The organism is Acinetobacter entericus (assembly GCF_026168575.1).
Classification (GTDB): Bacteria; Pseudomonadota; Gammaproteobacteria; order Pseudomonadales; family Moraxellaceae; genus Acinetobacter; species Acinetobacter bouvetii.
Genome location: NZ_JAPEQW010000002.1, coordinates 165,377 through 179,727, shown reverse-complemented (window position 1 = coordinate 179,727; position 14,351 = coordinate 165,377). Strand labels below are relative to the sequence as shown.

13 protein-coding genes are annotated in these 14,351 nt (G+C 43.8%); 2 read left to right on the top strand and 11 right to left on the bottom strand.

Features of this window, described 5'->3' with window-relative positions; translation table 11 throughout:
* From ispC to rimO, 6 genes are all read right to left on the bottom strand, one after another.
* Complete coding sequence (gene ispC / locus OKC24_RS02380) at positions 1-1,197, bottom strand: 1-deoxy-D-xylulose-5-phosphate reductoisomerase (RefSeq protein WP_130144702.1); 1,197 nt, start codon at positions 1,195-1,197, stop codon at positions 1-3.
* Entirely contained in the window at positions 1,198-2,022 is an 825-nt protein-coding gene (locus OKC24_RS02375; protein ID WP_130144700.1) for a phosphatidate cytidylyltransferase, read from the bottom strand.
* Positions 2,023-2,025: 3 nt separating this feature from the next.
* A complete protein-coding gene (gene uppS, locus OKC24_RS02370; RefSeq protein WP_130144698.1) occupies positions 2,026-2,778 on the bottom strand; it encodes a polyprenyl diphosphate synthase in 753 nt (250 codons plus the stop codon).
* 6 nt (positions 2,779-2,784) lie between these two features.
* Complete coding sequence (frr, locus tag OKC24_RS02365; RefSeq protein WP_005010367.1) at positions 2,785-3,339, bottom strand: ribosome recycling factor; 555 nt, start codon at positions 3,337-3,339, stop codon at positions 2,785-2,787.
* 78 nt (positions 3,340-3,417) lie between these two features.
* A complete protein-coding gene (gene pyrH, locus OKC24_RS02360) occupies positions 3,418-4,146 on the bottom strand; it encodes a UMP kinase (RefSeq protein ID WP_005010368.1) in 729 nt (242 codons plus the stop codon).
* Positions 4,147-4,192: 46 nt separating this feature from the next.
* Positions 4,193-5,536, bottom strand: coding sequence for a 30S ribosomal protein S12 methylthiotransferase RimO (rimO, locus tag OKC24_RS02355; protein ID WP_130144696.1), 1,344 nt, complete (start codon positions 5,534-5,536; stop codon positions 4,193-4,195).
* 342 nt (positions 5,537-5,878) lie between these two features.
* Here rimO and glnL point away from each other — a divergent pair, with 342 nt between their 5' ends.
* Together glnL and glnG are read left to right on the top strand one after the other, a co-directional pair.
* Positions 5,879-6,988: a nitrogen regulation protein NR(II) gene (gene glnL / locus OKC24_RS02350; protein WP_005010370.1), complete on the top strand. Its 1,110-nt coding sequence runs from the start codon at positions 5,879-5,881 to the stop codon at positions 6,986-6,988.
* Positions 6,975-8,453 (top strand): nitrogen regulation protein NR(I), encoded by a 1,479-nt coding sequence (glnG, locus tag OKC24_RS02345; RefSeq protein ID WP_130144694.1) that lies wholly within the window; start codon positions 6,975-6,977, stop codon positions 8,451-8,453. The genes glnL and glnG overlap by 14 nt, the downstream gene beginning before the upstream one ends.
* A gap of 68 nt (positions 8,454-8,521) precedes the next feature.
* Here the strand turns inward: glnG and OKC24_RS02340 are convergent, their stop codons facing one another.
* The 5 genes from OKC24_RS02340 to mnmG all read right to left on the bottom strand — a co-directional run bounded on the left by OKC24_RS02340 (position 8,522) and on the right by mnmG (position 14,236).
* The gene (locus tag OKC24_RS02340) at positions 8,522-8,848 is read right to left on the bottom strand and encodes a hypothetical protein (RefSeq protein ID WP_130144692.1); all 327 of its coding nucleotides are present in this window, start codon (positions 8,846-8,848) and stop codon (positions 8,522-8,524) included.
* Positions 8,849-8,979: 131 nt separating this feature from the next.
* The gene (gene mhpT / locus OKC24_RS02335; RefSeq protein WP_130144690.1) at positions 8,980-10,182 is read right to left on the bottom strand and encodes a 3-(3-hydroxy-phenyl)propionate transporter MhpT; all 1,203 of its coding nucleotides are present in this window, start codon (positions 10,180-10,182) and stop codon (positions 8,980-8,982) included.
* 3 nt (positions 10,183-10,185) lie between these two features.
* Positions 10,186-10,311 (bottom strand): hypothetical protein, encoded by a 126-nt coding sequence (locus OKC24_RS02330; RefSeq protein WP_265464712.1) that lies wholly within the window; start codon positions 10,309-10,311, stop codon positions 10,186-10,188.
* A gap of 140 nt (positions 10,312-10,451) precedes the next feature.
* Positions 10,452-12,269, bottom strand: coding sequence for a tetratricopeptide repeat protein (locus tag OKC24_RS02325; RefSeq protein ID WP_130144688.1), 1,818 nt, complete (start codon positions 12,267-12,269; stop codon positions 10,452-10,454).
* A gap of 86 nt (positions 12,270-12,355) precedes the next feature.
* On the bottom strand, positions 12,356-14,236 hold the full coding sequence (gene mnmG, locus OKC24_RS02320) for a tRNA uridine-5-carboxymethylaminomethyl(34) synthesis enzyme MnmG (protein ID WP_130144686.1): 1,881 nt from the start codon (positions 14,234-14,236) through the stop codon (positions 12,356-12,358).
* Positions 14,237-14,351: the final 115 nt, after the last annotated feature.

Here is a 14,351-nt window from a genome sequence, read left to right as displayed (position 1 = left end):
TCAGCTTCCTTTATTCATTATAAATTGCTGAGCAATAGCGCGCGCCGCCTGATCAGCCTGCAAAATTACATCAATCGTGTCAGCTACAGCATTTTCCATCCGATTCAGGGTTTGTTCAGCAACTTGAGGAATCTGAGTAAATCCTATCTGATTATTTAAGAAAGCCGCAACTGCTATTTCGTTCGCTGCATTTAAAATTGCTGGCGCCAGACCACCCGATTTCATGGCTTGACGCGCCAGTTTCAGCGCAGGGAAACGGGCTGTATCCGGTTCTTGGAAATTTAAATGTGAATTTGCAAACAGATCCAAAGCAGGCACATGCGTCTGTATGCGCTTCGGCCATGCCAAAGCATGAGCGATTGGCGTACACATATCAGGGTTTCCCATTTGCGCCAAAGTTGAACCATCCACATATTGAACCATGGAGTGAATGATACTCTGCGGATGAACAACAACTGTTACAAAATGTTCTGAAATTGCAAAGAGATGGCAGGCTTCAATTAACTCTAGCCCTTTATTCATTAAAGTAGCTGAATCTACTGAGATTTTTTGACCCATCGACCAGTTCGGATGCTTGCATGCTTGTGCAGGCGTTACATTTTGCAGCTGTTCAATTGTATGATTTAAGAAAGGGCCGCCCGATGCGGTCAGCAAAATACGGGAAACCCCCATTTTAGGCTGGCCATTGCGTTCAGCTTGAAAGTACCCATCAGGCAGGCATTGAAAGATCGCATTATGTTCAGAATCTACTGGCAGCAAAGCAGCATGGTGATCTTTTGCCGCCTGCATCATGATATCGCCAGACATGACCAGCGCTTCTTTATTGGCTAAAAGCACCCGCTTGCCCGCCTTCACCGCGGCCAAAGTCGGCAGCAAACCCGCAGCGCCCACAATCGCCGCCATCACCACATCTACTTGCGGATGTTCAGACACAGCTATCAATCCAGCTTCGCCATGCAGAATTTCAATCTCTGTTAAACCGTCTTGAATCAACAGCTGATGCAGCTCATCTACTTTATGCGATGGCACAACAGCGATTTTCGGTCGGTACTGTTTGCAAATTTCTGCCAATTCTACAATTCTGCTATGCGCTGTGACTGCAAAAACGGAATACTCTTCTGAGTGGCTGTCCAAAATTTTGAGGGTACTTTGACCAATGGAACCTGTGACGCCCAATATGCAAACAGACTGTGACATCTATAAATCTACACCTATAAGTTTTAAAACATATACGCCTGCTGCAAAAATTGGCGCAGCAGCAAGCAATGAATCAATACGGTCAAGCACGCCGCCATGGCCTGGCAAAATTCGGCCTGAGTCTTTAATGCCGGCGCGGCGTTTAATCATTGATTCAAATAAATCACCCAATACTGAGCTGAATACCGTAATGACTGAAAGAATAAGAAAAAGAACATGCTCGGCTAAACTTAAATCCAAGTAAAGCACTTCAACAGCAATCACAATGACCATGGCCGTTGCAATACCGCCATATAAGCCTTCTACAGATTTATTCGGGCTGACATCTGGCGCAAGTTTTTTCTTGCCCAATTTACGCCCAACAAAATATGCACCGCTGTCTGCGCCCCAAACCAGCAGAAACAGGTACATCAGCCACCACGGGGAACTTTGCCAAACAGCAAATATCGCCGTAACGGCTGCAGAAACTAGAATTAAGCCAATATATTTTAATGAGTTATTATACCAGCTGTCATAGTCAGGATATGACTTCACCCAATAAACACTTAAGATCCATGTGAAAATAGAGGCGATCCACAACAGCAATGCAAAATCGCTGTACTGCAAAGCCAATGCAGATAAAACTGCAGTCACCAACCCATAACCCCAGGCAAACGGTTTAATTACATTTTTTGATTTTCTAGGCATGAGTTTAAACCACTCATATCCAGCAACCCCTGCTGCAATGATCATCAGCATATACATTGGATAATGTGACTGCGCAGCAAACATACAGCTCAGTACAACTGCGACCAAAACCAATGCGGTAATAATCCGCTCTAACATTTATTAATTCTCAAGTTGCTCTTGTTGAACTTGCTCTGAAGTTTTACCAAAGCGGCGTTCGCGCCCTGCAAAGACAGAAAAGGCATCATCCAATTCTTCAATGGTAAATTCAGGCCACAATGTTTCCGTAAAGTACAGCTCAGCATAAGCCGCCTGCCACAACAGAAAATTTGAAAGCCTAAAATCACCGCCTGTACGAATTAACAAATCCACAGCCGGCAGGTCATTCAAGCTGACATATTGACCAAACAGGTCTACATCAATTGTTTCAATATCTATTTTTTTACTGAGGACTTCTGCCGCAATCTTTTTTGCAGCCTGCGCCATATCCCACATTCCGCCATAACTGATCGCGATCGTTAAAGTCATGCTTGTGAACTTAGCAGTACTTTCTTCGGCATGCAACATTAAGTCACAAAGCTCCGCTGACAACCGTGAGCGGTCACCAATAAAACGCAAAGCGATATTAAATTCTTCCATGCGCGGCAATTGCTCACGAATGGTCTCTTCAAGCAGCTTCATCAGCAAATCGACTTCAAACTGAGGCCGATTCCAATTTTCACTTGAAAAGGCGAAAACAGTTAAAGCTTGAATATGATGTGAACGGCAATGCTCAACGATTGGATCCAGGACACTTTTACCTTCACGGTGCCCATCGCCTTTCTGCATTTGATTTTTTTTGGCAAAACGATTGTTGCCATCCATGATGATGGCAACATGTTTTGGAAGACAGGAAGTTTCTTCAGTTGAAGTCATTAAAGCTTAGACCTTCAACAATTCAGCTTCTTTAGCAGCTAAACGCTTATCAACTTCTGCAACAAATTTATCCGTGATTTTTTGAATGTCATCACTTGCACGGCGCTCATCATCTTCAGAAATTTCTTTTTCTTTCAACAATGCTTTGATATCGCCAAGCACGTCACGGCGGATGTTGCGGATTGCAACTTTAGCATTTTCAGCTTCATTACGCGCAACTTTCTGCATATCGCGGCGTGTTTCCTCAGTCAATGCAGCCATTGGCACTCGGATCGCATCCGCAGTAATTGGGTTTAGGCCCAAGTCTGATTCACGGATAGCTTTATCAATTGCAGCGACCATTGTGCGTTCAAACGGCTGAACCAGAAGTGTGCGTGAGTCTTCAACACCCACGTTCGCTACTTGGTTTAATGGCACGTCTGAACCATAGTAAGGAACCATCACACCATTTAAGATAGATGGGTGCGCACGGCCTGTACGTACTTTAGCAAAACCATGTTCTAAAGACTCTAAAGTCTTATTCATACGGTCTTCGCTGTCTTTTTTAAGATCGTTAATCATGTGATCTTCCTTACTTAATTTTAAAAGATGTAATTTACAAAATAGTTTGCAGTATAAAACGCTTTCAGGCTCACGTCATTATTTGGTAACGTGAGTACCCTCTTTTTCGCCCATAACAACAGAAAGCAATGAACCGTTCTTATTCATATCAAATACTTGAAGCGGCACATTGTGATCACGGCATAAGCAAATTGCGGTTAAATCCATTACACCCAGCTTTTCATCAAGCACTTGGTCAAACGTTAATGTGTCATATTTAACAGCATCATCGTACTTGCTTGGGTCTTTGTTATACACACCGTCAACTTTTGTCGCTTTCAAGATCAAGTTCGCTTCAATTTCAATACCGCGCAGGCAAGCTGCTGTATCCGTAGTAAAGAATGGGTTGCCTGTACCTGCAACAAACACACACACTTCACCCTGAGTTAAATGACGGATCGCATCACGGCTCGAATATGATTCAACGACCGCGCCAATCGGCAAAGCAGACATCAAACGGGTTTTGATGTTGCGGCGGACTAAAGCGTCACGCAGCGCCAAGCCATTCATCACTGTTGCCAGCATACCCATTTGGTCGCCAGTTACACGACCAACCAAGCCGTCTTGCTGCAGCTGACTGCCGCGGTACAAGTTGCCGCCGCCCACAACAATACCCACTTGAACGCCCAAACCGACTAAATGCGCAATAGCCAAAGACATTTGATCGAGCACTTGCGCATCGATACCCATCTCTTTGTTGCCTGCAAGCGCTTCGCCTGACAATTTCAGCAAAATGCGTTCATAACGCGGTTTTTTTGAGTCCATCATCTAAAATACCTATATCTAATCTAAAATTTTATTCGTATATACTGCTTTAAGCAGATTTAATGCGGATCAGCTTGGCAAACAAGTCATACTCATCTGCATCAGTAATTTCAACTTCCAGCAAATCACCGGCTTTAATTTGCGATTTATCGATATCTTCGACAAAAACATTGCCGTCAATTTCTGGCGCATCTGCATAAGAACGCGCAACAGCCACCGGAAACTCTTCTTCAAAATCATCAACCAGCACCGTCATGGTTTGACCAATGCGCTTTTGCAGCTTCGCCGCAGAAATAGCCTGTTGCACTTCCATAAAGCGTTCATAGCGCTCTTGCTTAACGTCTTCGGGCACATGATCCGGCAAATCGTTGGCTGTTGCGCCTTCAACTGGAGAATAGGTAAAGCAGCCCACACGGTCCAGCTGCGCCTCTTTCAGCCAATCCAGCAGCATTTGGAAATCTTCTTCAGTTTCACCTGGAAAGCCAACCACAAAGGTAGAACGGATGACTAAATCCGGACATTTTTCACGCCATACTTTTAAACGATCCAATGTATTTTCACTGTGAGCTGGTCGCTTCATCAATTTTAAAATGCGCGGACTGGCGTGTTGAAAAGGAATGTCTAAATATGGCAGAATTTTACCCTGCGCCATCAAATCAATCACTGCATCCACATGCGGATACGGATAGACATAATGCAAACGCACCCAGATACCCAGCTGACCCAATGCTTCACACATATCGTAAAACTTGGTTTTTACTGGCTGGCCATTCCAAAAATCCAGTTTGTATTTAGTATCTACGCCATAAGCAGAAGTATCTTGGGAGATTACGAGTACTTCTTTTACTCCGGCTTTTTTCAGCGCCTGCGCTTCACTCAGCACAGAACCAACTGGGCGTGACACCAAATCACCGCGCATGCTTGGAATAATGCAGAATGTGCAGCGGTGGTTGCAGCCTTCTGATATTTTCAAATATGCATAATGTTTTGGCGTCAGGCGAATGCCGTGATCCGGAACTAAATCGATAAATGGATTATGTTTTGGCGGTTCTGGAACATACTCACGTACTGCTTCCATAACTTCTTGATATGCCGCTGCCCCTGTTACTTTTAAAACATTTGGGTGCATTTGGCGAATTTTGTCTTCATCTTTACCTAAACAGCCGGTCACAATTACGCGGCCGTTTGAGCTCATGGCTTCGCCAATCGCATCTAAAGACTCTTGCACTGCAGATTCAATAAAACCGCAGGTGTTTACAACAACTAAATCTGCACCATCATAATCTGATGCAACATCATAACCTTCAGTCTTCAACTGAGTTAAAATTCGTTCGGAATCTACCAATGCCTTAGGACAACCTAAAGAAACAAAACCGACTTTGGGGGATTTCATGAATCTGCGCTCCACTAGAATCCGCGTATTGTATGTCTTTTCGTATCATAAAAACAGGTAGAATCATCACTCTTTACACCACGCACTAAAATAATGCTATAAATTCACCCACATAATATTCAGCGCACCATTTTGGGACATTATTTATTTACAGTCCTCACCAAATCCGCTATACATTTTTAAATCAGTCCACTTTCAGCGCATTTTTCAAAACAAGCACCAAAACTTAGTCATTTTTATAAAAGTTGGCGTGTATTTTGCATCATATCAGGCCTTATGAGATTAAACCGCCCGATTTATGAAGATGCCATTGCGCTATTTTAATACAGGAAACCATCGCTAATGGATCATCCTATCGCTATCGATTACCGCTTGCTGGTCGACAATTTAACCACAGCCATTTTACTGGTCGATAGCAATTTGAACATATTTTATCTTAACTCTGCATGCGAAGCGCTGTTTGATATCAGCCTGCTGCGCGCCTCAGGCATGCCGGTGCTGAATCTGCTGCACATGCCAAATGATGAATTCAACACTGAAGAAGCGCTCAAAAACACATTGCACTCCGGTCAGCACTACACCCGCCGAGAAGCCACCATCAATGTCAATTTCAAAGACATTCATGTGGACTATACCGCTTCACAGCTGAATTCAGGAAAGCCTTACCACCCGCTGCTATTGATTGAGTTAAATCAAATTGACCGCATGCTGAAAATATCAAAAGAAGAAAACCTGATTCAGCAGCATCAAGTTGCCCGCCAGCTGATTCGCGGCGTAGCGCATGAAATTAAAAACCCTTTAGGCGGTATCCGCGGCGCCACACAGCTTTTAGCGCGCAGCCTGAATGATCCGAAATACAGTGAATTCACCGATATCATCATCAGCGAAGTCGACCGCCTGCGTAATTTAGCCGATACCATGCTCGGTTCGCGCCAGCTGCCAAGCTATGAACCGGTCAATGTGCATGAGCCGCTAGAACGGGTACGCGCGCTGATTGTCAATCAAACCAAAAAGAAGATAAAAATCACCCGTGACTACGACTTGTCACTGCCAGACGTATTGGCGGACCGCGATCAGTTGATTCAAGTCATGCTGAACATCAGTGTCAATGCCGTGCAAGCCATGACTGAAAATAAAGAATTTTTTATAGATCATCAGCCGGAACTCGTTCTGAGAACCCGCATTCAGCGCCTTGTGACCATCAATGGCGTCCTGCAGCGCTCGGCAGTGCGCATTGACATTGAAGACAATGGGCCTGGTGTTCCCGAAGAAATCCTTGAATCAGTGTTCTACCCGCTCGTGACAGGCCGCGCAAAAGGAACAGGCTTAGGATTAAGCATTGCGCAAAACATTATGCATCAACATAACGGAATGATTGAATGTCAATCAGTTCCTGGAAAAACAGTATTTAGCTTATATTTACCTTGGGAGTCAGACCATGTCGCGAAATAAAATATGGGTAATTGATGATGACCGCGCCATGCGATGGGTGCTGGAAAAAACATTCAAAGAAGAAGGTTTTGATGTCACCAGTTTTGAAGAAGCCCAATCTGCGCTTGATCAGCTGAGTACAGATGCGCCGGATGTGATTCTAACGGACATCCGTATGCCGGGCATTGATGGCTTAACCTTCCTTGGCAAAGTCAAAGCCAACTATCCCGATTTGCCCGTCATCATTATGACCGCTCATTCAGATCTAGAATCTGCGGTTTCCAGCTACCAAACTGGCGCTTTTGAATACCTGCCTAAGCCGTTTGATATTGACGAAGCTTTGGCTTTAGTGAACCGCGCCATTTTACATATTGCCAAACTGCAGCAGCAGGAATCGGCAAAAACCGCTCCGCCAATTCAATCGACAGAAATTATCGGTGAATCGCCTGCTATGCAGGAAGTGTTCCGCGCGATTGGCCGCCTCTCTCAATCGCACATCACGGTATTGATTAATGGCGAATCCGGCACTGGCAAAGAATTGGTCGCGCATGCACTGCACCGTCACTCTCCGCGCAGCAGCAAGCCTTTTATTGCGCTGAATATGGCGGCCATTCCTAAAGACCTGATCGAAACAGAATTGTTTGGTCATGAAAAAGGCGCGTTTACAGGCGCCAACACTCAACGCCAAGGCCGTTTTGAACAAGCCAATGGCGGCACGCTGTTTTTGGATGAAATTGGCGACATGCCTTTTGAAACGCAAACGCGCTTGCTGCGTGTATTGGCCGATGGCGAGTTCTACCGCGTAGGCGGACATATTCCTGTAAAGGTAGATGTGCGTATTGTGGCAGCAACGCATCAGGATTTGGAAAAGCTGGTGCACGAAGGCCGTTTCCGTGAAGACTTGTATCACCGTTTAAATGTGATCCGCATTCACATTCCAAAACTGGCGCACCGCAGTGAAGACATCCCAATGCTTGCTCAGCACTTCTTGGCCCGCGCTGGCAAAGAACTCGGTGTCAGCCCTAAAATTTTACGCCCTGAAACTCAGGAATACATGCAGAAATTGCCATGGCAAGGCAATGTGCGCCAATTGGAAAACACTTGCCGCTGGCTAACAGTCATGATCACTGGCCGCGAAGTGTATCCTGAAGATTTACCTTCTGAATTAAAGCAAATTCCAATTCATCAAAGCGGTGAAGGCGCTCAAGCACCGCAAACCATTGACCGTGTTTCCATCCATCATTGGGATGAAATGCTTGGTCTATGGGCAATACAAAAACTAAAAAATGGCGAGATGAAAATTCTTGATATTGCCACGCCAATGTTCGAACGCACCCTGATTAATGCGGCGCTGCAGCAAACCCGCGGCCGCAAGCGTCACGCTGCAGAACTTCTAGGCTGGGGACGCAACACACTGACCCGCAAGCTGAAAGAACTGGGCATGGACAGTACGGAAGATGATATTGAAGAAGAGTTAGAAGGTTAATACCTTTTCGCTTCACATAAAAGGCCAGTCAAATGACTGGCTTTTTTACAATACGGTCTAGCACCATTTTATATAGTAAAACCGATATAGCGTGAATAACCATCAACCCCCAAATCTGACTGATAAATCGTGAATTCAGGATATTGCGCCGCCGTTAATTCCGCAATCACGCTGACCTGATCATCATTGGCATGCAGGTCATCCACTGTACGGCGCATAGTTTGCTCAAACTCATCTGTAATGTATTCAAAGCCAATATCCATAGCAATAAAGAGTGTATGCTCACAAGGCTGTACATATTGTTCTTCAGCCCAGTTAATTACTTGCTGCCGGCAATGCGGACACTGAATATTATCTGTTGCCTGTATATCAAGCTGAACCAATTGATAAGCCATAAAATCACATTTTCAAAAAAACTGCCGTAGTGTATCAAAAAACTTTAAAAAGAATCAGCAGGTAAAACCGCATCTTAAAACGCAAAAAAGGAAGCCTGAGCTTCCTTTTTATCTGAATAAATCACATCAGCTTATTTCTTGCTCGCCTTATAAGCAGATAAAGCAGCTACAGCAATCGCTGACAATACAATACCCGGCGCGCTGGCAACCAAAATACCGGTTGTACCCAAACCTAAGGCCAAGATTTTGCCTGTCAGCAATGGACCAGTCATTGCACCTAAACGGCCCAGAGAAATTGCACTGCCTACACCCGTAACTTTACCTGCTGGGCTGTAGAAAATTGGTGAAATACCGTAAAGAATAGATTGACCGCCTGTAGAGAAAATACCGCCAATTAAGCCTGCAAAGATCAGCAATGGAATTGATTTTGTAGTGAATAGAATCAATACCGCAATAAATAGACCTGTATAGATGATCACAGCCATTTGCCATAGTTTTAAGCGGTCAAGCAGGTAACCTAAGCCAAGCGTACCAATCACCGCACCCACTTGGAAAATCAGCATAATCATAAATGCTTGAGGTTTTTCTAAGCCTTGCTCCATAAGCAAGTTTGGCAGCCAGCTGATTAAGATGTAGTTCACCATCAAAGTAAAGAAGAAGCTCACCCAAAGTGGAAGCGTATATTTGTAGCGGCTTTCTGCAAATAATACTTGTGCCATTGGCGGTACAGCTTCAGTTGCTACTGATTCCACTTTTTCCGTGCGCTTATCTTTTAAGATCATTGCCATGAACGGAATCAACAGCAGTGGGGTTAAACCGCCAATCAAAAACAGCGTATGCCATGAAATATCTTTAAAGATAATAGCCAAGCCTGCAACAAAAATTGCACCGACCGGCAAGCCGCAGTACATCAAGCTATTAAGCTTACCTCGGTTTGCTTCGGTTGCTTCATCACCCACTACTGAAATCATAGTTGGCATTGCGGCGCCTAAACCCAGACCAGTAAAGAAGCGCGCAATATAAAGCACTTCTACGCTTGGCGCCAAAGCGGTTAAAGACATGAATACGCCAAAAATTGCAATTGAAAGCATCAGTACTTTCTTTTGCCCTAAATAATCCGCTACACGGCCACCAAAAAATGCGCCGAACAGCATGCCAAATACACCTAGGCTAAATACATAGCCCATTTGAACTTGATCTAATGAAAATGTCGCCGCGATTCCTTTTGCCGCGATTCCAGGCGCTTGAAGGTCAAAACCTTCAAAGAATGCGACCCAGAAACACAAAAATACCGTTAAAAATTTTTGCATTTTTCCAGTTTGTACTTGTGCCATGACCTAACTCCATCCGTAGTACACAGGCTGCCCTACGCGGCCTGCCTGCGCATTTTGAGATGAATCTTCAGCAATAAACACCACTACAATGGTCGGATTAAAGCTGAACTCATAAGCAATAATTAACACAATCTATAACTAAAAGGTTGCATATCAATATCATTTAAGTCTTAATATTTAATTTTATCATTAAAAAACAAAAACTTAATAAATTTAAAGCTTATAGCTATACAACCATAATTAAAAACAATCATAGTTGGATTTTCAGATCATTTCTGCCAGAACTTCCATTTACTGCGCTTTGGCTGTTTAGCTTCGATTCTAACCAAGCCCTCCAACGCATCCTCATTCATCCCGTTATACATCTTTAAATATTCAGGATTTAACTCAGCATTCACATATTCAGGCCAAATACTTTCAGCGGGACGGCGCAATGATCGCGCATACCATTTTTTCGCTACATTTAAATCTTTATTGAAATAAAGTCCCTTTTCGTACATAAAACCAATTTTGGCTTCTGCGTACTGATCTTTTTGATCCGCAGCCTTTTGAATCCAATAAGCCGCCTCTTCATAATTAATGTCTGTATAAAAGCCATTTAAATACCAATATCCAAGCTGATACTGCGCAGCCCGATCACCCCTATTGGCTTTTAATTGGTACAATTGAAAAAAGAGCTTTTGCACTTCGGGCATTTCATTATTTTGCAGATATTGGCTAATTTTGTTTGCCTGCTCTGCAATTTGTTCAATGGTATAATTTTTCGGGCTTTTCAAAATTTCCTTGGCTTTTTGCAATGGATTGTCGTTATCAAAAGAGGACAACAAAGCCATGGCTTCCGCCTGCATTTCAGCAATACCATCAACACGCGAATCAATAACGATATTTAAATGCATTTTTGCTTTATCAAAATCTTGTGCTACACCTCGGCCCTCAGCATACATTCTGCCTAAACTTAAATCAGCAGCTATTACTTCACCTGCAACTTGCTGATACAGTGCAACAGCCATATCCAGATCTTGAGACACACCCAAGCCATTTTCATATTTATCGGCTAAATTGTTTGTAGCAACTGGATTGCCTAGGTCAGAAGATTTTTGATACCAATAGACTGCTTGCTCATAATCTTGTGCAGTGCCTATTCCATCCTGATACATCCAAGCTAAATGATAATAAGCATTTGCTAAGGGAGCTCTTTCCGTTTCAGGCGCCTGACTGGCAATTCGGTGATATAGATATAATGCTTTTGCTGGATGAATCACATGTTCTTTGACTATTCCATAATTCGGATAGGAAGGATGCACCAAAAAACATTTCAAAGCACCAAATCGATAATATCCTGCAAGACCCAAAGTTGCGGCCCAACATCCTTCTAAAGAAGACTGCTCCAGCAGTTGTAGACTTTTAGCCAAATTCTGCTCAACACCATGACCGTGCGCATAACAGCCCGCCAACTGGTATAAAGCAATACTGTCTTTTTTAACAGCCGCCTCTCGATACCACTTAAAGCTTCCCTCCAAACTTTTATTTAAGATACCGCCAATAAACAACTGCTGTCCCAATTGACACATTGCTGGGGTATAGCCTGACTGCGCAGACTTACGCAATAGATCAATGTAGGTTTGAAACTCACGCTGTTGATATGCTTTATCAGCCAAGCAGTATTGATAAATTCCACGATATTGATCTGCTTTTTGTTGAATCCTCCGCGCAATCAATTCTCCATGCCCTGATTGCCATCCCTCAAAAGCCTCAATTCTTTCAACAAGACCTAAGCTCTTAGATACATTACACAAAGGCAAGAACCATCGAGTTATCGAATATAAACCCGGTACATCTTTCATTGGTACAGGTTCAGAAGTTGCTTCTGGTTCATTTGGCCGTTTCAACGCTCTGAGCATCAACATCGGCGATTCTGCAGAAAGCGGCATTAAATTAACCCCGACTACTTCGCCATCATTGGTTTTAGCAACTTCCCAAACTTTCATTATAGGCTGGTCAAATTGATAGAACTCTCCACTTTGATTCAAGCAAATTACGACATCATTCGCACGAATTTCTTCCCCAGTTACATAATTCAAGGCCATATTTTTCTCAATTTTTATTCTACACCCTAAATCATAGCCAAAAAAAATCCCGCATCAAGCGGGATTTTTCTATAAAACTTTAAATTTTAAGCAGATTTTTTCGCTTGGTTATTTTTACGAATCGTAATCATCACCAATTGAACAGCCGCAGGCGTAACACCCGGAATACGGCTTGCCTGAGCAAGTGTTTCTGGACGCACATTATTCAGCTTTAATGTAATTTCACGAGAAAGACCCGAAACCACATCGTAATTAAAGTCTTCTGGAATACGTGTGTCTTCCAAACGCTTCATTTGCGCAACGTCTTCTTGCTGACGGTTAATATAACCTGCATATTTCACAGCAATTTCAATTTGCTCACCAACAAATGCTGAAACTTCTGAACCCGTCAATTCAGCAATTTGAGAGAAATTGATATTTGGACGTTTTAACAAATCAATTGCATTGGTTTCTTTAGACAGATCATCGCCTGTCATTTCAACGAATTTCTTACCTAATGGATTGTTTGGAGCAGCCCATAGATGCTGTAAACGGCCTTTTTCAGTTTCTACCGCTTCCATTTTTTGGCAGAACGAATCCCAACGCGCATCATCTACCAGACCCATTTCACGGCCAATAGCAGTTAAACGCTGATCTGCATTGTCTTCACGCAACATCAAACGGTATTCCGCACGTGAGGTAAACATACGGTACGGTTCTTTAGTGCCCAAAGTAATCAGGTCGTCAACCAATACCCCCATGTACGCTTCATCACGCTTAGGTGTCCATTGTTCTTGATCCCACGCACGGCGCGCAGCGTTCAAACCTGCAAGCAAGCCTTGCGCACCCGCTTCTTCATAACCAGTCGTACCGTTAATTTGACCTGCAAAATACAAGTTATTAATCGATTTGGTTTCTAAAGAGAATTTCAAAGATTGCGGGTTGAAATAATCGTATTCAATTGCATAGCCTGGACGCAAAATGTGCGCATTTTCCATACCACGGATTGAGCGAACCAATTCAAACTGCACATCAAATGGAAGTGAAGTTGAAATACCGTTTGGATAAAGCTCATGTGTATCCAAACCTTCTGGCTCTAGGAACACTTGATGCGAATCTTTATCTGCAAATTTATGAATCTTGTCTTCAATTGATGGGCAGTAACGCGGCCCCACACCTTCAATTACACCTGTATACATTGGTGAACGGTCTAAGCCGCCACGAATAATGTCATGTGTGCGCTCATTGGTGTGGGTAATGTAGCAATTTACCTGCTCAGGATGCATAGACGCATCACCCATGAATGACATGGTTGGCGACGGGAAATCACCCGGCTGCGGTGTCATTACAGAGAAATCTACAGAACGCGCATCAATACGCGGCGGTGTACCCGTTTTTAAACGGCCCACAGGCAAGTTCAATTCACGCAGGCGCGCAGCCAATGAAATTGAAGGTGGATCACCTGCACGGCCGCCTGAAGCATTGTTCAAACCTACGTGAATTACACCGCCAAGGAATGTGCCTGTGGTTAACACAACGGTTTTCGCATCAAAGCGGATACCCATTTGCGTTACCACACCTTTTACGGTATCACCTTCAACAATGAGGTCGTCTGCGGCTTGCTGGAAAATATCCAGATTCGCTTGGTTTTCTAAAGTCTCGCGGATTGCCGCTTTATAACGGATACGGTCCGCTTGCGCACGTGTTGCGCGTACAGCTGCGCCTTTACGTGAGTTCAAAATACGGAATTGAATACCGCCCTTATCGGCCGCCAATGCCATAGCGCCGCCCAAGGCGTCAATTTCACGCACAAGGTGCGACTTGCCAATACCACCAATGGCTGGGTTGCAGCTCATCTGCCCTAAAGTCTCAATGTTATGAGTAAGGAGTAAAGTCTGTCGACCCATACGTGCCGCAGCAAGCGCCGCTTCTGTACCCGCGTGACCGCCGCCGATAACAATGACATCGTAAACTTTAGGATAATGCATAGTGGTATTGAGAGAATTAAAAAATGGATAACCAAAGATTATAGCAAAAGTTCAGCCATAAGTTGACAGAATAAGTCAATTTTCTTGCTATTCGCTATCACAGCGCCTCCATAGA

What these genes read in the sequence shown, in the direction of transcription:
- ispC (WP_130144702.1), bottom strand. Translation starts at nt 1,197, where the DNA reads ATGTCACAGTCTGTTTGCATATTGGGCGTCACAGGTTCCATTGGTCAA.
- OKC24_RS02375 (WP_130144700.1), bottom strand. Translation starts at nt 2,022, where the DNA reads ATGTTAGAGCGGATTATTACCGCATTGGTTTTGGTCGCAGTTGTACTG.
- uppS (WP_130144698.1), bottom strand. Translation starts at nt 2,778, where the DNA reads ATGACTTCAACTGAAGAAACTTCCTGTCTTCCAAAACATGTTGCCATC.
- frr (WP_005010367.1), bottom strand. Translation starts at nt 3,339, where the DNA reads ATGATTAACGATCTTAAAAAAGACAGCGAAGACCGTATGAATAAGACT.
- pyrH (WP_005010368.1), bottom strand. Translation starts at nt 4,146, where the DNA reads ATGATGGACTCAAAAAAACCGCGTTATGAACGCATTTTGCTGAAATTG.
- rimO (WP_130144696.1), bottom strand. Translation starts at nt 5,536, where the DNA reads ATGAAATCCCCCAAAGTCGGTTTTGTTTCTTTAGGTTGTCCTAAGGCA.
- glnL (WP_005010370.1), top strand. Translation starts at nt 5,879, where the DNA reads ATGGATCATCCTATCGCTATCGATTACCGCTTGCTGGTCGACAATTTA.
- glnG (WP_130144694.1), top strand. Translation starts at nt 6,975, where the DNA reads ATGTCGCGAAATAAAATATGGGTAATTGATGATGACCGCGCCATGCGA.
- OKC24_RS02340 (WP_130144692.1), bottom strand. Translation starts at nt 8,848, where the DNA reads ATGGCTTATCAATTGGTTCAGCTTGATATACAGGCAACAGATAATATT.
- mhpT (WP_130144690.1), bottom strand. Translation starts at nt 10,182, where the DNA reads ATGGCACAAGTACAAACTGGAAAAATGCAAAAATTTTTAACGGTATTT.
- OKC24_RS02325 (WP_130144688.1), bottom strand. Translation starts at nt 12,269, where the DNA reads ATGGCCTTGAATTATGTAACTGGGGAAGAAATTCGTGCGAATGATGTC.
- mnmG (WP_130144686.1), bottom strand. Translation starts at nt 14,236, where the DNA reads ATGCATTATCCTAAAGTTTACGATGTCATTGTTATCGGCGGCGGTCAC.